Annotated in this window: 22 protein-coding genes and 1 pseudogene; 4 read left to right on the top strand and 19 right to left on the bottom strand. The window is 39.1% G+C overall.

The genetic code is table 11. The annotated features are described in order from the left end of the window. Positions 1 to 902: 902 nt before the first annotated feature. On the bottom strand, positions 903 to 1,181 hold the full coding sequence (locus tag FC07_RS12315) for a helix-turn-helix transcriptional regulator (RefSeq protein ID WP_057905391.1): 279 nt from the start codon (positions 1,179 to 1,181) through the stop codon (positions 903 to 905). A gap of 37 nt (positions 1,182 to 1,218) precedes the next feature. Beyond that, a pseudogene (locus FC07_RS16415) lies at positions 1,219 to 1,368 on the bottom strand (helix-turn-helix domain-containing protein); the annotation flags it as partial. Between the two features lie 218 nt (positions 1,369 to 1,586). Here FC07_RS16415 and FC07_RS16240 point away from each other — a divergent pair. Then, the gene (locus FC07_RS16240) at positions 1,587 to 1,721 is read left to right on the top strand and encodes a DUF2922 domain-containing protein (protein WP_235807513.1); all 135 of its coding nucleotides are present in this window, start codon (positions 1,587 to 1,589) and stop codon (positions 1,719 to 1,721) included. A 201-nt stretch (positions 1,722 to 1,922) separates the two neighbouring features. Next, positions 1,923 to 2,195: a hypothetical protein gene (locus FC07_RS12325; RefSeq protein WP_057905392.1), complete on the top strand. Its 273-nt coding sequence runs from the start codon at positions 1,923 to 1,925 to the stop codon at positions 2,193 to 2,195. A 96-nt stretch (positions 2,196 to 2,291) separates the two neighbouring features. On the opposite strand, the gene FC07_RS12330 is transcribed toward FC07_RS12325, so the two are convergent. The 6 genes from FC07_RS12330 to FC07_RS12355 form a co-directional block, all read right to left on the bottom strand. Next, on the bottom strand, positions 2,292 to 3,701 hold the full coding sequence (locus FC07_RS12330) for an SLC13 family permease (RefSeq protein ID WP_235807514.1): 1,410 nt from the start codon (positions 3,699 to 3,701) through the stop codon (positions 2,292 to 2,294). A gap of 42 nt (positions 3,702 to 3,743) precedes the next feature. Continuing rightward, on the bottom strand, positions 3,744 to 4,892 hold the full coding sequence (locus tag FC07_RS12335) for an iron-containing alcohol dehydrogenase (protein WP_057905393.1): 1,149 nt from the start codon (positions 4,890 to 4,892) through the stop codon (positions 3,744 to 3,746). An 18-nt stretch (positions 4,893 to 4,910) separates the two neighbouring features. Next, positions 4,911 to 5,699, bottom strand: a complete 789-nt coding sequence (locus FC07_RS12340) for a sulfite exporter TauE/SafE family protein (RefSeq protein ID WP_057905394.1) — start codon at positions 5,697 to 5,699, stop codon at positions 4,911 to 4,913. 27 nt (positions 5,700 to 5,726) lie between these two features. Next, complete coding sequence (gene hpfG, locus FC07_RS12345; RefSeq protein ID WP_057905395.1) at positions 5,727 to 8,207, bottom strand: (2S)-3-sulfopropanediol dehydratase; 2,481 nt, start codon at positions 8,205 to 8,207, stop codon at positions 5,727 to 5,729. A gap of 12 nt (positions 8,208 to 8,219) precedes the next feature. Next, positions 8,220 to 9,182, bottom strand: a complete 963-nt coding sequence (gene hpfH / locus FC07_RS12350; RefSeq protein ID WP_057905396.1) for a (2S)-3-sulfopropanediol dehydratase activating enzyme — start codon at positions 9,180 to 9,182, stop codon at positions 8,220 to 8,222. Positions 9,183 to 9,612: 430 nt separating this feature from the next. Beyond that, the gene (locus FC07_RS12355) at positions 9,613 to 10,917 is read right to left on the bottom strand and encodes a response regulator transcription factor (protein ID WP_235807515.1); all 1,305 of its coding nucleotides are present in this window, start codon (positions 10,915 to 10,917) and stop codon (positions 9,613 to 9,615) included. A gap of 180 nt (positions 10,918 to 11,097) precedes the next feature. On the opposite strand from FC07_RS12355, the gene FC07_RS12360 reads away from it, so the two are divergent. Next, on the top strand, positions 11,098 to 12,372 hold the full coding sequence (locus FC07_RS12360; RefSeq protein WP_057905398.1) for a cytosine permease: 1,275 nt from the start codon (positions 11,098 to 11,100) through the stop codon (positions 12,370 to 12,372). Between the two features lie 73 nt (positions 12,373 to 12,445). On the opposite strand, the gene tkt is transcribed toward FC07_RS12360, so the two are convergent. From tkt to FC07_RS12390, 6 genes are all read right to left on the bottom strand, one after another. Further along, entirely contained in the window at positions 12,446 to 14,440 is a 1,995-nt protein-coding gene (tkt, locus tag FC07_RS12365; protein ID WP_057905399.1) for a transketolase, read from the bottom strand. Between the two features lie 68 nt (positions 14,441 to 14,508). Then, positions 14,509 to 15,918 (bottom strand): PTS mannitol transporter subunit IIBC, encoded by a 1,410-nt coding sequence (locus tag FC07_RS12370; RefSeq protein WP_057905400.1) that lies wholly within the window; start codon positions 15,916 to 15,918, stop codon positions 14,509 to 14,511. A 6-nt stretch (positions 15,919 to 15,924) separates the two neighbouring features. Continuing rightward, a complete protein-coding gene (locus tag FC07_RS12375) occupies positions 15,925 to 16,362 on the bottom strand; it encodes a PTS sugar transporter subunit IIA (protein WP_057905401.1) in 438 nt (145 codons plus the stop codon). Between the two features lies 1 nt (position 16,363). After that, on the bottom strand, positions 16,364 to 17,536 hold the full coding sequence (locus FC07_RS12380; RefSeq protein WP_057905402.1) for a mannitol-1-phosphate 5-dehydrogenase: 1,173 nt from the start codon (positions 17,534 to 17,536) through the stop codon (positions 16,364 to 16,366). An 8-nt stretch (positions 17,537 to 17,544) separates the two neighbouring features. Beyond that, the gene (hxlB, locus tag FC07_RS12385) at positions 17,545 to 18,108 is read right to left on the bottom strand and encodes a 6-phospho-3-hexuloisomerase (RefSeq protein WP_057905403.1); all 564 of its coding nucleotides are present in this window, start codon (positions 18,106 to 18,108) and stop codon (positions 17,545 to 17,547) included. Further along, positions 18,105 to 18,797: a ribulose-phosphate 3-epimerase gene (locus FC07_RS12390; protein ID WP_057905404.1), complete on the bottom strand. Its 693-nt coding sequence runs from the start codon at positions 18,795 to 18,797 to the stop codon at positions 18,105 to 18,107. Before FC07_RS12390 ends, hxlB begins: the two co-directional genes overlap by 4 nt. 197 nt (positions 18,798 to 18,994) lie before the next feature. Here FC07_RS12390 and FC07_RS12395 point away from each other — a divergent pair, with 197 nt between their 5' ends. Beyond that, complete coding sequence (locus tag FC07_RS12395; RefSeq protein ID WP_057905405.1) at positions 18,995 to 19,741, top strand: DeoR/GlpR family DNA-binding transcription regulator; 747 nt, start codon at positions 18,995 to 18,997, stop codon at positions 19,739 to 19,741. Positions 19,742 to 19,861: 120 nt separating this feature from the next. On the opposite strand, the gene FC07_RS12400 is transcribed toward FC07_RS12395, so the two are convergent. The 5 genes from FC07_RS12400 to FC07_RS12420 form a co-directional block, all read right to left on the bottom strand. Beyond that, entirely contained in the window at positions 19,862 to 20,920 is a 1,059-nt protein-coding gene (locus FC07_RS12400) for a zinc-binding dehydrogenase (protein WP_057905471.1), read from the bottom strand. A gap of 189 nt (positions 20,921 to 21,109) precedes the next feature. Continuing rightward, entirely contained in the window at positions 21,110 to 22,165 is a 1,056-nt protein-coding gene (locus FC07_RS12405) for a galactitol-1-phosphate 5-dehydrogenase (protein ID WP_057905406.1), read from the bottom strand. 51 nt (positions 22,166 to 22,216) lie between these two features. Continuing rightward, complete coding sequence (locus tag FC07_RS12410) at positions 22,217 to 23,494, bottom strand: PTS galactitol transporter subunit IIC (protein WP_057905407.1); 1,278 nt, start codon at positions 23,492 to 23,494, stop codon at positions 22,217 to 22,219. 74 nt (positions 23,495 to 23,568) lie between these two features. Further along, a complete protein-coding gene (locus FC07_RS12415) occupies positions 23,569 to 23,868 on the bottom strand; it encodes a PTS sugar transporter subunit IIB (protein ID WP_057905408.1) in 300 nt (99 codons plus the stop codon). A gap of 28 nt (positions 23,869 to 23,896) precedes the next feature. Beyond that, a complete protein-coding gene (locus FC07_RS12420) occupies positions 23,897 to 24,361 on the bottom strand; it encodes a PTS sugar transporter subunit IIA (RefSeq protein ID WP_057905409.1) in 465 nt (154 codons plus the stop codon). Positions 24,362 to 24,420 lie beyond the last annotated feature (59 nt).

Below are 24,420 nucleotides of genomic sequence, written 5' to 3' on the forward strand. Positions count from 1 at the left end.
AGTTTTCAAAGGTCTACCAAAGCTGATAAACAGCTTTTTAAGTATATCAGATAAGTCATACCCTTGTCAAGAACTTTTTAAATCAATGAATGTTTATGCATTTATTAATTTATTTCGTTCAATTGACAACTTTTATATCTTATCAAAATGATTTGTTGTCGTCAAGGACTTTTTAAATCAATTTTGAATGAATCAAATCAATTCGGTTTGCTCCTTGACAACGAATACTATCTTATCAGCAATCCAGAGCTACGTCAACGGTACTTTCACAACATTTTACAAAAGTCATCAAATCATCATTCTTCGTGTATTACAAATTCAGAATGTATAATAATCAGATATTTGATTATTCAATCATCTTGTCATGAATTATAGCGAACAAAATTATATGAAATATCATTAAAGTTCGTTTATTACCGTAAAATCATACTTATTTATCTCAAAATAATTCTTTTTCGTTCTTAGAAGCTTCTCATTTTACATAAAAATCATCGATTGCTTTAAATAGCCATTATCCGTTTCCTACTATAATATGCTAACTAAATATACTTGCATGGCTATTAATTGTCCTGCCTCAACCTAGTCCTTCCGAATAGTACTTCACATGCCAAGGCATCCTACGTTACTTACTTGCAGCAATTAAGCCATTGTCGTTTTCTATTGCTAAGTGTCCCTGGTGAGATAAAGTCATTCCCTTCCATTTGTTTGAAATGAACTAACTTTTATCGCTAAACATCGTTCATTTCAAACAATTTGTACTGGCCACACTGCATGACCATACCAAATTAGCACACAAAAGTTGCCATTAACGCTAATATCTAAGTCAATCATCGTTACCGCCCACATGCCGATAGCATGAACATCACTCAAAAAGCACGATTCGATCTAGCAGTTACCACTTATCACCGCCTCACATCACCCGCGTGTACCGGCTCAAACGCCACCTGCAAATGCTGTCCGGTGATGGCGATTCGTTTAAGTAGCGGCAGCGTCGCATCTACCGTCCCGTTTTCCAAACCAGTGATCACTTGTGGCAAACACCCAACACGCTGCGCCAACTGGGCTTGCGTCAGGCCTAATTCATAGCGCAATTGAAAAACGGCGACGCTGGCATCAAAATTCAGACCCTGTTGGACTAATATTTCGGTGAAAGCTGATTGTTGAACTTGTAATTGTTCCATGTGAAACCTTCCTAACCCTATTTTTTTGGTTCTATTATTAACTTACGCAACACAACCACATTTCCGTTTTATTCATCCAACTTTTTTGTGCCAGCACCCGGATCTCATTACGTATGTAATAGGCTTGACGTTCGCTAACACCCATCCTATCCGCAATTTCAGCGTATGAATGCCCTTTTTGACGTAAGGTTAAAAACCGGTATTATACTGGTTTTAAGCACTGCATGAAACGGCGACAGCATTATGCCCTAACAATTAGGTGCTATTAGCCGTTACCTAAAATTACAACTATTTAAAGGAAGAATTTTTAGATGAAACCTTTAGATCTAGCAGTCTTAAACGTAATCGACAAAACCAAACGCTTACGCCAACCAAGACTTAGATGAAGTCACTGTCAAACAAGCCATGGACACCATTGCTGGCTTGAAAATGTTCGAACAGGACTTGATCAATCCTTACGCCACCCCACGTTCGGCGCAATACATCGAACGGAAGGTCACACCAATTTTTGGTGGTGATGGTGAAGCTGTCGCTGAATAAGCGTTAGCCAGAACTCTTTCGTTGACGCAACACAAAACAAGCCACACGTCCGATTTGGGGCGTGTGGCTTGTTTGTTTTTGGAAGAAAATTAGCAATTTTTGCGAGTTGACTGTTACCGTTTTTGGGGAATCAAAGAGGTACCAGATAAACTGATATTAGGGGCAATTAATCCCCTAATAATATAAGGAGGTGATATTGACATGGCAACAAATCGAACGCGTATCATCGCAATCTGCCTGATACTAGCTAACGGCATCTATTTGCTGGGGACAGCAGCCACAGTCGAGGCAATCGGGCCACTAGGCAGTGTCAGCGGTAGTCCACTCGCTAGCCTGCTGACCTGGCTAGTCCCAACTTGGTTGATCACTGGTATCCGTTGGTGTCTCATGCTGATTTTGATTGGTACAATGGTTGATCTTATTATTTTAATTATTTGGTTGGTCGTGGCTGTTTGCCAGCGGTGGGGGCGATAATTCATCTACTAGAATCAAAAAAGGCAGTTTGTGTCGTTATAAGACTGCAAACTGCTTTTTTTAGAATCAAGATATGGAGAAATTCAAATTTCAGATTTAAAGTAATCCCATAAGCCGCCACATTGGATACATAACAGCGATAAATCCGACAAACATAATAACAAATTTCAAGGACATTTGTTTAAAGAAATCTTTCATAGGCATCATTCCGTAACCATACATAATCAAATTACCAGCGGATTCATAGGGTAGAAAGAGTAATTCACACGAGTAAAGCAAACACATACAAGCTACCAAAGGACTGATATTTAACGAAACGGCAATTTGAACAAATGGTAACGCCAATCCGCCTAACATCGCATAAGGTGTCATACAAAAATGTGCAATTACCCCAATCACTAAGAAAGCGATGCAAATGAATAATGGACTTTTACCAGCTAAAACTGGAACCACAAGTTTTGTTAAAAAATCACCAAAACCAACTTGGGCCCCAACAAGTCCAATTCCTAAACAGGAAGCCACAAAGAAAACCATTGGGAAATTAAGCTTTTTTAGCATTTCGATATTGCCCATACCAATTTTAGGAAGATACATTAAGATTGGCACAACCATAAAACCATATGCAGCAGGTAGCTTAATGAAAACTGAGATACAAAGATAAGCCAATAATAAAATGGTTAGTACAATTGCTTTCTTTTCCTTAACACTCAACTGACCTAGTTGACGATATTTATCATTGAACAGTTCTTTATGATCATTAACCTTTAAATTTTTGGTTTTATAAAGCTTCATCAAAATTAACAACGCTAGCATGCACCAGATTATGAAGTACCCGTTATAAATGAAAGATGTGAAAAACGACATTTGATAATTTGGTTTCACTTTCGTAATAGCCGATTCAATAATGGCGAAGTATCCCGGATCATAAAGGCATACAGTGCAACCAGTCGCACCAATTGTCCCAGCAAAACAAATCAATGAAGCTTCCCGAGACGGTTTTAGATCCATCGCTTTACAAACGCCATAAACCATTGCACTCGCTACCAGCCAACCATTACTAAATGTCACAATATTTAGAACGATTCCAATGAAAAAGCAGCCAAACACAGCACCCGCATAAGTACCGCCACATTTACAAATAACGTAATAAGCAATCCGTTTCAGTAAACCAATATCATCTAATACATTACTAAAAATCAGGCCACCTAATACCATCCAAACTGTGGTGCTTGTCCACGAACCAAATGCAATTTTAAAGGGTACTAAGCCACTCATTAAATAAAGCGATGGCATCAAAATAGCCGACACCAATTTGGGCAATAACTCAAGTGCAATAATTACGATCATGAATACTGTAATAACCAAAAACAGACGTAAACTCCTTGTAAAAGTTGTTGAAATCGGCACTAGTGCGATTAAAGTTGGTAATGTTAAACTCATTAACCAACCAATTACTGTTTTTTTATCAACATTAAATCCCCTATGGCAAATCCCCATCTTCTCCATATCGCAACCCTCTTATTGTCGGATAAATCTTATTATTCCAAACTACAGTGCTTTTTGATATAACGCAATCACATCTTTAATAGTTGTAAGACGTGGGTTAACTGCAATGTTAGGACTCTTCATAGCATCTTCGGCCATTTCTTGGAACTTATCTTCGGTGACACCAACTTCAGATAATGTGGTTGGCATTCCTAACGCTGCACTTAATTTCTTAACTTCATCGACCAACATCTCTGGTTCAAAATTAGCGGCTGGTTGTGCTGAAGTGCGGATATAATTATAGATTTTTTCATAACGTCCACGATCTGCAATCATGTTATATTCTAAAATCGTTGGTAACAAAATTGCATTAGCAACCCCGTGGACGACATGGAAATAAGCACTTAGAGGATGACTCATTGCATGAATATCACCTAATTTCGCCCAGGCAAAGGACATACCCGCAAACGTTGAGCCAACCATCATAGCACAAGCAGCTTCTTTATCTTGCCGGTTCGCAACAAACTGACGTAAATTAGGACCAATCAAGGCCATTGCTTTTTCAGCCATTGCATCGGTAAATGGTGATGCGTTCCGTGAGAGATATGCTTCCATTGCATGAATTAAAGCATCGATCCCACAAGCAGCCGCGATTGAAGCAGGTGCTGTCATAATCATATCTGGATCTAAAACAGCATATTTCGGCAACATTTCATGGCTGATCACTGACATTTTATAGTTCCGTGCTTCATCGGTGATCACAGCTGAAGCAGATACTTCACTCCCAGTTCCTGCTGTTGTTGGTACTGCAATGATCGGCACAATTGGGCCCGGCACTTTATGTAACCCTTCATAATCTGTAATTTCACCACTATAGGTTGCTAAAACTCCTGTCGTCTTCGCCACATCCATAGCACTACCACCGCCGATTGCAACAATGCTAGTCGCACCACTTTCTTGATAGTTTTTAGTGGCATCATTTACTACATCAACAGTTGGATTGGGCACAACCCCTAAATAAACGGTGCAGGTTAGCCCGTCGGTTTCGATAATATCTTGAATCTTTTTAACAACGCCTAATTTAGCTAATCCTTCATCTGAAATTAAGAAGACGTGTTCAGATTTATTTTCTTTCAAAATGCCAGGTAACTTTTTTAAACTGCCTAAACCAAACTCAATACTTTGTGGTACTTTAAATGTAAAATCTTGCATATTTATTTCCTCTACTTTCTAAATAGCTGCCATTAAACTAGTCACTAACATGTTGCCACCGACAAATAATAAGACGACATAAACAATCCGTAGAAATTGTTCGCGATTGATTTTCTTTAAGAAGGCCATTCCTAAGAAGAACCCAATTGCTGCCATTGGTAAACCAATTAATAAAGAACTCCATAAAACTGGTGATGATGCAGTCCCACCACGTAATTGCGTGAAAGCATTCCACGTATTTAAGATCACCCAGACCATATTCATTGTATTTCGAAATTTTTCTTTATCTTTAACTGCTTCAATGGTATAAACTGTGATCAGCGGACCACCAATCGTAAATGCCCCATGAACAACGCCGCCTAAAATTAAGCAACCATAACGGAAAATCTTTTTGCCAGTGGTATCAGGTACATTTTCATCATCCGGTTTCTTTAAAATAACGGGTTTAACAATATGTTTATAAATATTCATCAATGCAATCAGCGTTACCATAGCACCAATGAAGATTTTAGCCATATTCGGATCTAACGCGTGAAATAGGAAGTTCCCAACTAAAATACCAGGTACACATAAACCGATAATTTTGCCTAAGTCTTTCCATGAGACATTATGAAATGAACGAATCCCTAAATAATAGAGAAACGGTAACGTTATTAAAGTGCCATAAGGGACCCCAATATTAGTCCCTAATAGCCCGTTAGTAACCGCAGCCGCAATTACAGTACAGCCAAAACCTGTACAGCCTTGTACGAAGAACCCCACAATTTGCATTAAACCTACAAGTACATAATTGAAATGAAATATCATCCCTACCGCCCTCTCCGCTATGTTTAATTAAAAGCTCAGCTCTGTCCGTTGAATTAAGTCCTTCTGTAATGGCTTGCCAAGCTCTACAAAGTAAGCACTATATCCAGCTACTCGGACCAACATATCTTTGTAGTCTTCCGGTTTCTTCTGTGCTGCCCGCATTGTCTCAGAACTCATAATGTTAAATTGAACATGCATTGGGCCTTTCGCAATATACGCATCAATGAAGCTTAATAAGTTATTACGTCCTTGAATACCAGCAACTGCATCTTGTGGGAATCGTAAATTCATTAACGTCCCATTTGTAGCTAAACTATGATCCACTTTGGCTAATGAATTAACCAGCGCAGTCGGTCCACAAATATCGTGCGAACCAGCATCAGTATGAACCGGCCCCATATTATCAGAAATAGCCTCACCTTTTTTACGACCGTCTGCTGAAGCATGGGTGTTCATGCCCATTGCCACGTTAGCATTAACCGAGTAAACACCCGGTCGGAAGTCACCACCACGTAAATTCTTACGGCCAGTGATATGACGGCAATAGCATTCAAACATATACTTAAATAATTCATCAGCATAGTCATCATCATTGCCATAATGATGGACTTTTGAACTATTAACCATTGCGTATAAAACGTCATGACCTTCCCAATTGTCTTTAATGGCTTGCAGTAATTCTGAACCGCTACAATATTTATCCTCAAAAACTAATTGCTTGATGGTTGCCAAAGAATCTGCACACGTTGCTGTTCCACTTGCCTGTGGGCCAATACCATTGTACTTAGCACCGCCTTCAGTTAAATCCTTACCAGAATCCATACAATCTCCGAAGAAGGCTGAAACGTATGGCAATGGCTTTAGTTCACGATGTAAAGCATCGATTATATTCAAGCTACTGCACATTTGATCAGTCCAATATTCAAACTGTTGATCAACACTGGCTAAGACCTCATCAAAGCTAGTATACGTATCGAGGCTCCCTGTATCTGGCCCTAACTGCTTACCTGTATTAAAACTACGGCCACCATTTAAGACCATTTCCATCATTTTTGGTGTATTCACATAAGCCGCATCATGCCAGCCATATTCTTTTCCTGGTAGACTTAATTCAACACAGCCAACGACACAATAATCACGCGCTTCTGCCAATGTCATTCCTTTGCGCATCATTGCTTTAATAGCAGGTGCATCATTATATAATTTAGGATGCCCATAACCAGCACGAATACACTCAACAACTTTCATTTTCAGCTCATACGGTGTATTTTCATGCATCCGAACACAAACCCAAGGATTCATCATACGTGTATGTGCAGATCCTTCTAACATCAACATGGTTAAATCATTAGTCGCATCATTACCATCACGATCAACCCCACCGATGGTTAAGCTCTCACCACCAAAACCTCGACCATTCCGAACAGCCATACTGCCTTGATCTTTCAATTTTGTTGGATTATTCATCTTGACATACTCAACCTCAAGTAATTCCAAGGCAAAATCTTTCGTCAAAGTGGCTTTCTTCATATCAGCCTCATAATAAGGATATAACCACTGATCCATCCGACCATATGAAATTGAATGGCCATTACTTTCCACTTGAATTAAAGCGGTTGCAATATTGAACAATTGCAAGGCCTGCCAAAAAGTCTTCGGTGTCCCATCTGCGATTTGATAACAGTTAGCTGCCATTTCTTCCAACTCTGTCTGGCGTTGTTGATTTGTTGTTTCTTTTGCGGTAGCCATCGCTAATTTTGCATAGCGTTTAATATAAGTCCGTGCGGCCTCATGCATAATAATCATAGCTTGATAAAAATCTCGTTTAGCGGCCCATTCTGGATCACGTTTACTCAACGCCGCTAAATGCTTTTTAGCTTCTTTGATAAGTCCTACATAACCAACCTTCATTAGGTTTTTATAATCAATGGCTAAATGTCCAACACCAGCATAATGATAAAGATTCGTTTGAAAAATCTTTTCGCCCACTTCAGAGCCTTTCAATTGGTCTTCATCAAGACTGGCTTGTAATCGGTCATCAACTGTTTTACCTTGCCACCACTTACATAAATCTAGGATTTCTTGTCGTTCCTCATCATTACGAATAAAGAATTTATCATGTTCCCGTTCCTCAAATGGTGAATTTAAAATTTCATCAATGATCCAATTAACTGAAAATTCTGGATAAATCGGCGCCGCTTTCGCTGGTGCAGCAATTTCACCAACAATTAAATCCTGATCGTAAATATAAAGCTTGGTATTTAACAGTACATTCTCAAAAGCATAGGCGCACTGCATTTTTTTTGATTCAGTTTGATGCGCTTGATAAGATTCGGTTACTAATCTTAAACGTTCAACATCAATATCATAAGAACGATCCAGAAAATCCTGCCGTAACTTATTAACGCGTGAGAAAGGTGACCAATCTGTATGATGAACTTGATACCCAATCCCATAAGTCTTATCAAATGGCTCCGTTCCAATAGCTGTTGTATGTGTATTACTCATAAAAAAGCCTCCTTATTCTTTTGTATCCTCTTGTTCTTTTGTACCAACTAAACAATGAATGCCACGCCGATTAAAATAAGCGGCAATTTCCGCAACATGTTCCTGAAAGGCCTCACGATCAAGTTCAATCCCTTCCATGCCATATGGAATATTAAGCGACTGATACTTTTCGACACCTAATCGCATAAAACTAAGTAGTTGCAGGGTTCTAACACGACCATGCAGTTCATTTAAAATAAAATCAGCAGTTGCTTCAATATTGGTTCTATCATCATTAACGTTGGGAATTACTGGAATTCGTAGAATCAATTCCTGTTTTAGATCCGTTAATCGTTTCAAATTCTCTAGAATAATTTTATTGTCACCGCTGGTATATTGCCGATGAATCATTGGATCCATGTGTTTAATATCAGAAATCCAAATATCGGTATACGGGATCAGCGCCTCAACTTTTTTCCAATCTGCATAAAAAGTTGTTTCACAACAGGTTTGAATGCCTTCTTTTTGACAGGCCTTAAATAAAGACAACACAAACTCGCTTTGTAGCAACGCCTCACCACCTGAAACTGTTACACCACCACCTGACTGTTCATAGTAAGACTTATCTTTACAAATAATTGTCATACACTCTGACACTGACATAGTTTTTCCCCACTGTTTGATAGCATCTGCGGGACATGCTTTTTCGCAATCGGTGTAATCTACTTGTTTTGAATTATCAATTGCTGTCAATTTATCGCGCTTAAAGTTTAAAATACCTTTAACCGGACAAGCCGGCGTACATAAACCACATTTACTCAGTGAAATACACTTTGATTGATAGGCGCCCCATTCAATTGCTGGTGCCCAACTTTCTGGATTACTACACCACTGACATCGTAACGGACAGCCTTTTAAAAATAGTTCTGTTCTTAATCCTGGTCCATCATGAATTGTGTAGCGCTGAACGTCAAAAACAATTCCTTTATCAGCCATTCTATGCCCCCAATCTGCCTATCCAAAAGTTAAAAAGCTTTTGTATGCTCAAATAATAACAATATCTATTTAATTTAATAATTGGCCACTTGGCTTATTTTGAAATAAGGAATTTTCCCCAGATTAAATAAGACAGCTTTACAAAAACATCACAAATATTGGACACATCTATCCTGACATCAGCAAATTAAACAATAAAAAAGACGTTACGCCTAGGTCTAGTAACACCTAGTCATAACGCCACTTGTAGCATAACCTTTATATTCTATGGGTTTCATTAATTTTTCAAATTAAAAATAGTAAGCTAAATCAAATCTTTTAAAAGCGCTTTATGCTCAAATAATAACAAACTAAAAATAAAAATAGCATCGGCCATTCTGTTGATTTTATATCAGGAACATTCCTTATATAAAACCAGCCAATTTCAAAATTACTCACGATTATATAATTTATAAAGTTCAAAGCGACTATTGATGCCACATTTACTGTAGATGTTTTGAACGTGCTTTTTGACCGTATGATAGCTAATCACCATTTCGGCCGCAATCGCTTTATAAGTTAAACCATTACACATTAAGCGTACTACTTTTTGTTCTGTATTGGTTAACTGCGAATCTGCCGCCTTAGTACTCACGGTATCCGACTTACGTTCCTTAGCCACTGTAATCCAATGATAGCGATCCACAATACCATTGGAATACGTTTGATCATACGAATAAATTTTAAACTCATAATTTTTAATGATCCGCGTTCGAACACCGTCTTTTATATCATGTTCATCTTCACTTCCTAAAAGAAATGGTAACCAACTACACGGCGTTGTACTACTAATTTGTTCAGCAATCGTTGCGCCTAAAATACCTTTCAAACATTCAATCGCTTCCTGGTTATAGCTCATAACATGCATAAAATCATCGGTGATCAAATATGCTTTTTCACCAGAAGCAATAATCTTATTCTGAATATTTTGAACAATTTTTGCTTGCTCATATTTTTTAAAGTTCTTATAGGAGTTCGCTAAATAAACATATACTTCTTTGATCTTAGCCATTTCAGCCTCTGTAAAATCACCTTGATCCAGTGTTTTAAAAAGAACAACTTGAATATAAGCGTTAATACCAAAAGCCAGTGTAACACTATAATGTGTTTTAAAATTCTCCTCAATAAACTCAACGTAGGCTGAATGCTCATAGTCATTTTCTGGAATGATTTTAGTTGACTGATAAAGTCGTGGTTCAGTATTAAAATAAGTTAATTCATCTCGTACCGCATCTTGAAAAACAGTTTGCCGAATCACATCATGCGGCAACAATTGACGATAAGGATGCTGATCGCAATCTCCTAAAATACCACGCCAATAGGTCCAAGATAAAAACTGTCCCTGCGTATCATAATAAGAAATCAAAACTTTTTTCCAGCCAAACGTTTTATCTAAATAATCCAGTAGAACTGTACTAAAAAACTCACGTGCTGAAATTTGATATTCGGATAGCTCAGAAAACAGATTTGCTTGGCTTGAGTCTTCCTTTTTCATTTTATTTCCTCCCGCTGATACAGTATCACAAACAATTAAACGCTTATTCGCAACCACTCCGCGTATAAATCCGGTTTCATTACATCTAGTATACAATTCATTGTCTTTAAATAGCATCAGATTCAGGACAAAAAATGAAAAATTATATTTATTTTCATTCAAATACAAAAACCACGATTGCTGAATTAAACTTATTTTCATAAGTGTCCTCCCGTAATAGACTAATTTTATTAGTATCATTACCGTTATCTTATATTTGTATAACGAAATAAAGATATACCAATTGACTTTATGATCTGATACGGCTAAATTTATATGTATAGAGATTCACAATATTGAACTGTCGTTTAACAACATTTGCTGTTTTTAGGGGGTTTTATTATGGATACGGTAACACATGATTGGTCACGTCAAAACTACATTAAGTTATGGTTAAATGTCTCAATGTGTGTACCAACTTTTCTGGTGGTTGAAACATTAGCCGGTTATCATTGGAATTTATTAACTATTTTGCTAGTCGTTTTAGCTGGATCGGCTATTATGGGGGCCTTGTGTGGCGTGATGGGTGTCTTAGGGAGACGCTCACAAAAAAACTTTGTCACATTAATAGGCAACGTCTTTGGTACACGCTATAGTAAAGTATTTTACGTGCTACGCGGTCTTGATTGTGCCGGCTGGTATGGCATTAATATCGCTGCTGCAACACAACTCATTATCAATTTATTAGCCCTTACCACCGGCACTAAAATTGGGATGCTACCTTATTTATCCATATTTATCATCTTACTTATTGCAAATGCGATTATCGCACAAAGCTCCGGTAGCCTACAAAAACTATTATCAATTACACTCATTGTAATGGCAGTAGGCATTATATTAGTTCTCATTAATATGGGGAGCCGTACCATTTCTGATGCCAACTTTTTAGCAAATGGTCCGCTTCTCAAAACACGAGACATTATTGGTAGTATTTGTGTCGTAGCTGCTTACTGGAATGGCTTTGCACTAAACATGTTTGACTTCGGCCGTAACGCTGAAACTGATCGAGACGCCTTCTTAGGAAACTTTATCGGTATTATTTGTGGCATGTTTGCCATGGCTGTTATCGCTGCAATCTTTGCAATTCAGTCCTTTATCGCAACTGGCGCTTATAATTGGAACCTAAGCCATTCTTTATTACATCTTTCAGCTTCTTTACCAGCACATATTTTTGTTGTCATTATCTTCCTAATGTTTATGATTGCTACTAATTCAGTTGCTAATTACTATCCCGCCATTCAATGTATTCAGGCTATTGGTAGCTCCAAACATATCAAACTGAATGCAGCTATCTTTCTTCTGGTCAGTAGTGCTATTACACCTTTCTTTCTTAGTTCATCAACAAGTGAGTTAGCTTATTATTGGATCAACCTTTGCGGTACTGTCTTAGCACCACTACTTGCTGTACTAGTTTGTTACCTGCTCTTAAATAAGAGCCATACTGTCAGTATTACGCAATATCGTTGGGCGTACCTGATCTGGACCGGATTATACATTGGTGCCGAACTCGTAACTCGTTCCATCTTAAGCTACCTTTGGATTGTTTCGATTGCTGGTATCTTTGTGACAGTCTACTTATTACATAAGGTTCAATCAAAACAGGCACTAGCAAACTAATTATTACTTCACAAAAAAGCTCACTTCTTCAACTGAAGTGGGCTTTTGTAACCAGCATAAACGTTTGAATCACTTATAACGCCTTAAACTTCGCGACAACATTTTCCACAGTAAATCCAAATTTTTGCAAATTGGTGTCACCAGGTGCTGACGCACCAAAACGATCAATTCCTAAACTAGCACCTTGGTTCCCGACATATTGAGCCCAACCAAAAGTTGCACCGGCCTCAATACTCAGTCGCTTAGTCACGCCAGCCGGCAAGACGCTTTCCTGATAGACAGCATCTTGTGCCGCAAAGCGATCAAAGCTTGGCAACGAGACAACACTAACAGCCTGACCTTCAGCGGCCAATTGGGCTTGTGCTGCTAACGCCAAGTTAACTTCGGACCCAATAGCAATCAGCAAACCATCTGGCGTTTCTTGATTGGCCGCTTTCACAACATAACCGCCACGAATAACACCTGCTAAAGTCGTACTTGCTGAATTTGGCAAGGTGGCCAACCCTTGTCGACTTAAAACTAAGACTGTCGGTCGATCTGTGGTGGTTAAGGCCGTAGCCCAAGCCGCTGAAGTTTCATTCCCATCGGCTGGCCGGATAACTTGTACATTAGGCATGCAACGAAGGCTGGCCAATTGTTCGATTGGTTCATGAGTTGGGCCATCTTCTCCAACGGCAATCGAATCATGGGTCAGCACATAGATCACAGGTTGATGTTGCAATGCTGAAACTCGAATGGCTGCCCGCAAATAATCAGTAAACACAAAGAATGTTCCACCGAAAACGCGTGTACCACCATGCAACGAGATACCATTCATGGCTGTGGCCATTCCAAATTCACGAACACCAAACCAGATATTACGGCCAGCATAATTATCCGCTTCAAAAGCGGCTTCATCAGCAATTGTTGTCTTGTTAGAACCCGATAAATCAGCTGAGCCACCCCAGAAGTTAGGTAAAACTTTTGCTAACGCATTAATGGCCTTACCACTTGCTGCACGTGACGCTAACTTATCATCGGCCATATAAGTCGGAAGTGATTCAGCCAAGTTAGCTGGTAAAGTTTGTTTGAAGCCAGCTTCAAATTGCTCGGCTAATACTGGGTATGCTGCTGCATACTTTGTAAATAAGGTATGCCATTGATTCTCTGCGTCGGCACCTTTCATTTGAATAGTCGTTTTAAAACGGGCTGCCACGGTTTCAGGCACCGTAAAATCTGGATAGTTCCAACCATAAGCCTTTTTTGCTGCAGCAACACCGTCTTCCCCTAAAGGACTCCCATGAACATCATGAGTACCTTGTTTGGGTGCGCCAAAACCAATCACCGTTTTGATTTCAATAATTGTTGGCTTACCTGTTTCAGCTTTAGCCGCGCCAATTGCCGCATCAATAGCCGCTAGGTCAGTGCCATCGGCCACCGTCAAATGTTGCCAACCATAAGCTTCAAATCGTTGACCGACATTTTCAGTAAAAGCCGCTGCTGTTGGTCCGTCTAAGGAAATATGATTGGAATCATATAAAGCAATTAGTTTGCCTAACTGCAAATGGCCGGCGAGTGATGCCGCTTCATGAGAAATACCTTCCATTAAGTCGCCATCCCCGACTAAGGTGTACGTATAATGATCCATAATGGGATAACCAGGCTGATTGTATTGAGCACCTAAATGCGCTTCAGCCATAGCCATGCCAACCGCCATCCCCAGGCCTTGACCTAAAGGCCCAGTGGTTGCTTCAACACCATCAGTTAAATCATATTCTGGGTGACCTGGGGTCTGACTTCCCCATTGTCGAAATTGTTTGAGATCGGCAATAGACACTTGATAACCCGACAAGTGTAACAAACTATATAACAAGGCTGATCCATGACCTGGCGAGAGGACAAAACGATCCCGATTAGGCCATTTTAATGAAGTTGCCGGATTGACCTTTAAATGCCGCGTCCATAAAACATATGCCATTGGTGCTGCACCTAAAGGTAACCCCGGATGGCCCGAATTAGCTTTTTGAATCATATCCATACTTAATGTTCGCAATGTATTAACACCTAATTGATCTGTTTCATCAAACATCTATTGTCACTCCTTCTATACTAAAAAGTCGAACAAACAGTTTATTAACTGCTCGTTCGGCCAAATCGTTATTCGTGATGCTCGACGACTTCCTGAGCTAATTCATCAATAACCGGATCCTGTAAATAATTCGTCAGCGTTACAATGCGCATTCCTGGACGTGCTTTTTTCATTCGCTCTTCTAAATCTTTGTGTACCACTACAATTTCACTATCGTCTGGCACATCTTCGATTCGATAATTCTTAATTTCAACGTCTTCAACACCAAGTTTTTTCAATTTGCGTTTAAACGTCGTCGCCCCTAAGGCACTACTTCCCATCCCAGCATCACAAGCAAAGGAGATTTTCTGATAAGGTTCTGTTTGTGTCACTGTCTTTTTTCCAGCATCATGCATCGCATTTGAAGTCGCAACTGAGGTTTCAAAAGCATCATCACCATCTGATTTATCAGCCTTTAAAATAACCGCTGCCACCAAGAATGTCACGACTGTTGCCACAATGACATCAGCAATCATCCCTAGGAAATGGCCTTTAGGCGTTAACGCTAAGTAAGCCAAAATCGAGCCTGGACTTGGACCTGCAACTAAACCAGCACCTAAAACTTGGGCGGTTAAGATCCCAGAAGCGGCACCGGCCATCATCGCAATAATTAAAAGCGGTTTCATTAAAACGTATGGGAAATACATTTCATGGATACCACCTAAGAAATGAATAATCGCTGCACCAGGTGCTGTTCGTTTAGCGGCACCTTTGCCAAAAACAGTATAGGCCATCAATAAGCCTAAACCAGGGCCTGGGTTAGAAGCTAGCATAAAGTAAATTGATTTACCGGCTTTTAGCGTTTGTTGCATTCCTAATGGATAGTAAACCCCTTGATCAATAACATTATTTAAAAATAGCACTTTTGCAGGCTCATTAATAATAGCAGCTAAAGGTAACATCCCTGTTGAAACCAATGATTGAATTGCAATGGTCAGAATATGGTTAAGATATTCAATCGTTGGTCCAATCAATGAATAAGAGGCAAGCATTAAGATAAAGCCAACAATCCCAATTGAAAAATTATTGACGATCATTTCAAACCCGGCCGGAATTTTATCCTCCAAAAACTTATCTACCTTTTTCATGATCCAGCCGCCTAAAGGTCCAACTAGCATGGCACCTAAAAACATTGGTATTTTTGCCCCAATAATCAATCCCATCGTTCCGATACTACCAAGGACTGCGCCACGCCGACCACCAACCATTTTACCGCCTTCATAGGCCAGCAATAGTGGCAACAAATATGTGACTGTAGGGGATACTAACTTGTTAAAATCAGCATTGGGAAACCAACCATTTGGAATAAATAGTGCGGTTACGATCCCCCATGCAATAAAAGCCCCAATATTAGGCAACACCATATTGGTTAAAAAACCACCAAAGGCCTGCACTTTTGCGCGTGTAGAAACTGTTTTTTCTTTTGTTTGTGTTGTCATTGGTTATCACACCTCGCTTTCAAATACTTTCAAAACAGCTGCTTCTGAATCAGCCGATTGTAATGCTTGCACCTTTTCTGGTTCACTAAGTGCTTCACCAAGCTCCGCCAATAAATCTAGATGCCCATCATTTGATTGGGCGGCTAATGCAATAAATAGCGTTACTGGCGCTTGTTTTGGAAATAATACGGGTTGCTTTAACTGCAAGAAACTAAGGCCAGTCGCTAAAGCGCCGTATTCAGGTCGAGCATGCGGCATCGCAACTTCTGGCAAAATAATAATGTAATTTCCGTTTTGCTCAACGTTTTGAATAATCGCATCAACATAATTTGGCGTTACAATCTTTTTTTCAACTAAGGGTGTTGTGGCTATGCGAATTCCGTCCTGCCACGAATTAACCTGGTCTCGGAATTGAATGTTACCTTTCAGATAGTCTTGAAGCACCTTAATCCCCTACTTTCATAGCTTGTTCTGGGTGTTCTTGAAATAATGTGTAACGGTCGACTACAGCCTGGGTCAATTCGTCATCAAATTCTGAAATTTTTTGAACCGTGGCGGTGATTCCCTGTGCTTTAATTTGCGTTTGTAAGGCAACAGCTTCTGTATCTTCTGAATTGTTGAAACAATAACCAGCCGCTAACGCACATTGGCCAGCCACATGTGGTAATCCTAAGTTGGATAAGGCCTGAACTGGCCCTGCTAACCGATCATGAGCACTTAATTTTCGAATCGGATCCCGGCCTACTCGACGGACATCATCTGCCAAGCGCGGATTTTGTTGCCGTTTAGCCGTTTTCTCAATAAACTGGGTTAATTCTTGATCGGATAACCCATAATGTTGTCTAAAATACTGTTTATTTTCAGCCATAAATTGACTCACAATTTGATGGATCTTCTCGTCCTGAATAGCCTCTTGAACGGTACTGTAGCCGGCTAAAGCGCCTAAATACGCATAAGCGGCGTGTGATGCATTGACTAAATACAATTTCCGTTCAATATAAGGTGTTAAATCATCCACCAGTCTGACACCATTTAAATTAAAGGACGTTGCCGGATCCATTTGATCTTCAGCAATAACCCATTCATAATAAGGCTCTACCAAAGCAATCTGCCGCTCATGATCCGTTAATGACAATGATTGCCGATCAATCGCTGTGTTAACAAAATAACAATACTGATCCAATAAAGCCTGTTCTGCCGTCGTTGCTAACGCATAAACCGCCTGTTTTAAAAGTGAGCTGGCATTGACAATATTTTCATTTGCCAAAATGTTGACCGATTTTTTCAACTGGCACCGTTGCAGTAACCCTGTTTTCAATACTGGCGCAATCCGACCCAGATTCTTGGCCCCTACAGAAGTACTGATCAAAGTAGCGGCCACGATTTGAGCAATGATTTGATCCTGTTCAGTCAAACTATTAAAAGCCTGGACGCGATCAACCGTTAACCGCGTATGATCAGTGTCTAATAATTCAATTTGATAACTGTGGTCGGTATTTAATTGTTGAATAATTGCCGTATTGGTATCAACGTAATTTAATTGAAAGCCATTTTCGTGTAAAACATAACCGATGAACCCACGACCAATATTCCCCGCACCGAAATGAACTGCTTGCATATTTTCACCTACTCCAAATTAGCATGATATTGCCACAAACCTGGCATATCAATTGCCTGATCCTCAATCATCATTAACGCAACGGTATCGCCTAAAATTAATAATGCTTGTTCAAACAAACTGGTCATCGGTTGGATCGACTTGATCTCACCTGGTAAGCCTAGCTTTGTCTGAACTGGGATTCGAACAAAGATATCAGTAACTTCTGCCATTGAACTATTTGGATTAGATCCAATGTGCGCTACGGTTGCGTTAAATCCTTTCGCCTTACGCGCAATATTTAATGGAAAGAGGCTTTCACCACTACCTGAACCAACAATTAACAAATCATTTTCGGTAATCGCTGGTTCCGTAATATCACCAACTACATGTGCCTTAATACCGAGATGGACAAAGCGCTTCGCAATCGCTTGTAAGGATAGTAGCACCCGGCCAACACCTACAAAAAATACCTGATCTGCCTGTTGAATGGCCGCAATCAACGTTTGCACTTGATCATCTGAAACGGCATCAAATGTTTTACCTAGTTCTTGAATAACAGCAGCTTGTTCTCTTGAAAATTTAGTTGTCATTTGGCGGCCTTCCCTTCTGCAATGGCATCTAATACTTTTTGACGGTTTTCTGCTAATGTGGCACCTTTAGCGAATAAACTCGTACTGCCTAATACTAAATTATCGGCACCGGCTGCAACTAAATTCGCAATTGTATCTAATGAAACGCGGCCATCTACCTGAATTTTAGTTTTTAGCCCTTTTTGCTTAATTAATTGGGCCAAAGCACTGATTTTTTGTTGCGCATACGGAATTTGCTTTTCGCCTTTATTGGTAGCAAAGCCTGGATTAATCAGCATCAGACAAACTTGATCGAGTTCTGGTAATAAATAATCTAAAATACTCAATGAAGTTGCTGGATTTAGAGCAACACTAACTTTTGTTCCTGTTTGTTTAATTAAGTTGACTTCATGATCGAGATGAAGACTTGTTTCAACGTGAAAAGTAATATTTTGAACGCCGATTTTCAGCATTTCCTGAATAAAGAATTCATTATCTGTTGTCATCATATGAATATCGAAATCCATATCCGTAACCTCGCGCATACGCTTAATGGTCTCAAGACCCAAAGGCATGCTGGGGCTAAACTTGCCATCAATCACATCAATATGTAACGTCGTCAGCCCTAAGCTCTCTAATTGATGAATATCCTGCTCTAAATTCACTAAATCTGCACACATAATGGATGGCGATAAAATAACCTCACTCATACCGATCACTCCCTCAATTAATTGGTATCGCTTTCAATAATTGAATCGTAACATCTAAAAACGCACAAGTCAACAAATACACGCATATTTAATGCATATATTTAACTATATACATGCAAAAACACGCATTTTTTAGTACTCAAATTGACAAACAGGCACTAAAATGCAAAAATGGCATTTAGAAGGGTGTGACGAATGTGCTTAAACTTGAACGTCAACAAAAAATTCTTGCTATTTTAAATAAAGAACAAAAAGTTATTGCCCGAGAACTGAGCATTCGCCTAAACGTCTCTGAAGATACAATTCGACGTGACTTAAAAGAACTTGATAATCAAGGACTCTTACGCCGGGTTCACAGTGGTGCATTAAAGGTTGGGCCACCTGTAACTGACTTTAACTACCGAACAACAGTGGATCAAATGACCAAAAAAGCGCTGGCTAAAAAAGCCTTGCCATTTTTAAAAGAAGATAGTGTCATTCTAGTAGACGGTAGCACCACTAATTTAGCCTTGATCGAGCAAATTCCGTTAGACTTTCGTGCGACGATCATTACTAACAGCCCACCAATTGCAATGGCACTAGCCAATCATAAAAATATTAGTGTCACTAACCTAGGCGGTGATTTTTATAAACGCTCGATGATTGATATTGGTATCACAACCTATCGTCGTTTACTAGACTTTCGTGCTGACTTATATATCATGGGCATTTATAATATCGATCTCGAAGCCGGAACCAGTGTTCCTACTATCCAAGAAGCTGAAATCAAAAAACAAATGACACGTATTTCGACAGAAGTACTAAGCATGGTTTCAACTGATAAGTTTGGTACCGTCAGTCACAGCATTGTCGGACCGATTGAAGATCTGACTTATCTCATTACAACAGATCTTCCTACCGATATTCATAAAGCTTATAATCAGAAAAAAGTACTTTTAATCTAGCCATCAAACTAACAGAGCAATCTATTGTAGGTTGCTTTATTTTTTTGCAAAAAAAGGCCTCCTCTCGCCTAGTTGAGAGGAAGCCTTTTGGTAGTTTACCCGCTATAAAATTTAAAGCAATTAATCTTTTAAATCTGGATCATCAGGGTTTGAAGCAATAACGACTTTAAGTTCTTGCCCAGCCATCATTGCGTCAAATGCATCACGCCAGTGTTCAAGATCAAATGATGCTGTGATCATCTTTTCTTCATCAATGGCACCTTTGCTTTCAAGATGCAAAGCAATTGGCCAGTCATATGGGTTTTGTGAGCGTGAGCCACGGTAAGTGATTTCGTGTTGGATAATAGAACGTTCATCCAATTCATTCATTGGCTTTGCGAACAAACCAACTTGTTGGAAAGTACCGCCTTTACGAACTAATGGCAAAGCAGCATTAACAGCTGGTGTGGCACCTGAGCAATCGTAAACTTTTGTCACACCAACACCATCAGTTGCGTCCATCACGATTTTTGCTAAGTCTTCTTTTTGCGTATCAACAATAATGTCGGCACCTAATTCTTTAGCAATTTGCAAACGCTCAGCATCTTTTGTGATCCCAGAAACGATTGTGAATGCGCCAATTTCCTTTGCAATTTGCAAGGAAAGCAAGCCCATAGGTCCAGGGCCCATGATCAACAATGTGTCATGCAATGTAAATGGTGTCTTTTGATACATGGCATGGACACAAGAAGCCAAAGGTTCTGACATAGCAGCTAACTTGTAGCTAACGTTGTCTGGTAAAATATGAACACTTTCCTCACGTGTTAACACGTAGTTGGCCATACTACCATTGGCCTTTGTACCAATTCCTTCACGGTTGTCGCAAAGGTTGTATTCGCCTGCCTTGCAATAAACACAATGGCCACAAGTTGCAAATGTTGTTTCACTTGTTACACGATCGCCTGGCTTAACTTTCGTAACGTCATCCCCTACGGCTACGACTTTACCAGAGAATTCATGACCTAATACTAATGGTGTCACTGCATTCGCATATTGACCTTTGAAAGTATGAATATCGGTTCCACAAATACCGGTATAAGCAACTTTCATTAAAACGTGATTACCTGTAACTTCAGGAATTGGGATTTCCTTTAATACCATATTATCATAGCCGGCGTCAGTTTTAACAACCGCTTTCATCATTTCTGTCATTATATATACCTCCAGATTTAACTGTCTTAGTAAGCGTAATCATTTCAACAAATACATTGTATCACTTTGCATTTTATTTGCAAACTATTTATTTGCAAATATTTGAAAAAATTTTCAATATCGAAATTGTATAAAAAGAGTGTCTGACGAAAAATTGTCAGACACTCTTTCAGTAGATCAATCTTCAGTTATGCCATTTGGATAAAACATAACCTTATTGAAGGATTCTGAACGCGTTGTAATCATATTAAATGCTTCTTGCATATCCTTCATTTCATAGCGGTGTGTAATTAAGTCTTTAATTTTAAGACGTCCGCTATTTACTAGATCAATCGAGTTTGTCCATTCGCGGCCAGGGAATGGTGCAGAGTAAGAGTTCCAGAACCCTTTCAATGTAATTTCATGACGGAAAATATTTTCAAATGCTTTTTGATGCAACATAACATCGGCATAAGCAATCCCGACAAAACCCACTTTACCTTCACGCTTCGTGACAAGCAAAGTCTGTTCCTCAGTAATCTTAGAACCGGCACATTCCATCGCAATATCAACGCCTAAACCTTCTGTATACTCTTGAATTTTATCTTCCAAAGATTCATTCATAGAGTTAATTACATGAGTACAGCCTTCTTCTAAACCCTTAGCTAGCTTCTTATCATCAATATCAATTCCGATAATATTCGTTACACCAGCAGCCATTAATAAACGAACCACTAAATCTCCAACAGTACCTAAACCGAATACAGCTGCTGAATCACCGAGTTCTGGTTTAATCCCCATTACAGCATGTGCCGCAACAGCCATTGGTTCGATCAATGCACCTTCTTCGAAACTCATATCACCAATATCTAATAGATTACGAGCTGGTGCAGCAACGTATTGTTCAAAACCACCTGGTTGTTGTTGCCCTAACATTGAATAATGTTCACACATTTGGAAAAGTCCAATTTGACAGTAGTGACATTTGAAACAAGGAATAAATGGTGCAACAGCGACACGCTGGCCCACTTTAACATCCTTAACATCAGCGCCGAGTTCCGTAACAACACCCGCAAATTCATGGCCCATGATAGATGGATAACCATACTTCCAGCCACTTACCATTTTATGACTATCAGACCCACAAGTTCCGGCAGCCATGACTTTAACGATAACTTCGTCAGCCTTAGGTGTTGGTTTTTCAACTTCTTCAATAACAAACTTATTCAAATCTTTTAGCAAAGCTGCTTGCATGTATAATGCCCCCAGATTAAATCTAATTATTTCTAAACTAACTTCTAACGATTAAACAATACCAATACTCTTAACGACTTCACCTAACTTCAACAAGATCCAGTTCAAGAAGTTACCACCCATATCTAATGAAGATACTTTGGCAGCACCTGCAGGGAACTTAACAATACCTTGTAACATTTGTGTATGAACGGATGTAAAGTCAGTTGCCATGAATAAGGCGATTGCAACAACAATAGCACCAGTAATAACTGAATGAACAATATTACCTTTACGACGTGCAACAATTAAAGAAACATAGAATGGAATAGTAGCTAAATCCCCGAAAGGTAATACACGGTTACCAGGTAAGATAACGGCAATAAACAAAGTAATTGGTACTAATAATAAACCAGTTGCTAAAGTAGCTGGTGCCCCAGTTGATAAGGCGGCATCCATACCTAAGTAAATTTCACGGTCTTCACCATAACGCTTCTGCAATACTTCACGAGCAGATTCTGAAATTGGCATTAAACCTTCCATTAATAACTTAACCATGCGTGGCATTAACATCATAACAGCACCCATGTTGATACCTAACTGCAATACTTTAGCAACATCATAACCAGCCAAAATACCAATAACGGCACCGATAATGATCCCCATCATCATTGGTTCACCGAAAATACCAAATTTCTTTTGGATTGTTTCAGCATCAGCGTTTAAGTTCTTGATACCTGGGATCCGTGCAACAACTGCTGAAATCGGAATACCTAACAAACCAAATGCATCACTTGAACCAGTAGGGAAACTAATACCTTCTAGGCCATAGAATTCTTGAACATCTTTTGCAGTCCAGTCAGCAATTAACAAACAGAAAATCATGTAAAGGATTGCTGACAGAATACTGAACCACCAGCTCTTAGTTACAATATAAGCAACAGATCCAGCGGCAACCATGTGCCAATAGTTCCAAATATCAATATCTAAAGTCTTGGTAACCTTCAACATAATCAAAACAATGTTTGTTACCAATAAGATAGGAATCAAAACAGATGAAATTGGTTGACCCCAAGCCCCTGCCGCAGCAGATGGCCAGCCGACATCGACAACTGTTAAATGGAAACCAAACCGTTTAACCATAGCTTGAGCAGCAGGTCCAATGTTAGTCGTCAATAAATTAATAACTAAGTTAATACCAACCATACCAATACCAATAGTTAAGGCTGAACGTAATGCCTTTGAAACTTTAACTCTAAAAACAAGAGCGATAATAAAAATCATGATTGGGAGCATTACTGTTGCCCCCATGTTCAGTATGTACTGAACAACGTCATTCACTTTGTCCATATTAATCCTCCTCTAAAATTAACGGGCTAAGTTTTAAAAAATAATGATAAATAATGGCAATAAACAATCAGGAGCTAAGCTTCTGATTGAATTTCATGGGCAGTGTCAACAATTTCTTTCTTCAACTTATCAACGCCAAGACCTGTTAAGAAGCCCATTGCTTTAATAGATGGGATTGAGTAAGTCGTTGGTAATACAGTAGTAGAAATTAACATATCTGCATCTTCTTGTTTAGAAGCGGCCTCAGCAATCTTAATTTGAATTAAGTTAGCATCAATGTTTTCTTCTTTAAATAAGTCTTCAACCTTCTTCATAACAACTGTTGATGTTGCAATACCTGCACCACATGCAACCAATACGTTAAGTTTTTTCATAATCTTTTCCTCATTTCTTTTAGTCTTACTATAGAATATCAAAAATATCGTCTATTTTGGAAGCCTTTTCAACTTTATCTAATAATGCATCATCTTGAATGGTTGCCATTAACGTTTGTAACATTTCTAATTGTGCATGTGGCTGATTAAGCCCTAACACAAAAATTACTTTTGCCGATACATCGGCGTCTGGATCATCCATCCGCTTAAAAGGAACACCATTTTTATCAGTAATAACTGCGATAAATTCCTTTTTAATTGTATCTGCATCTGTATGCGGAATTGCAACACCGCGCGTTTCTAACTGTAAGCCAGTTGGAAATGTACTTTCTCGCTGCTTTATTTTTGGTAGGAAACTATCAGTAACAAATCCTTCTGTCGCTGCTTTTTGGGCTACAGCTTCAAATAACTCATCTGTAGACTTAAAATCCTGGTCTAAGAAAATCATTTGTTGGTTAAGGTAATTACTAATCTTAACTTTCTCTTCTGCCAATTTATATCAACTCCCTTTATATTTGTATAGGCATGTTGGAAAACGCTTACGTAATCGCT

The organism is Loigolactobacillus bifermentans DSM 20003, assembly GCF_001434575.1.
Taxonomy (GTDB): Bacteria; Bacillota; Bacilli; order Lactobacillales; family Lactobacillaceae; genus Loigolactobacillus; species Loigolactobacillus bifermentans.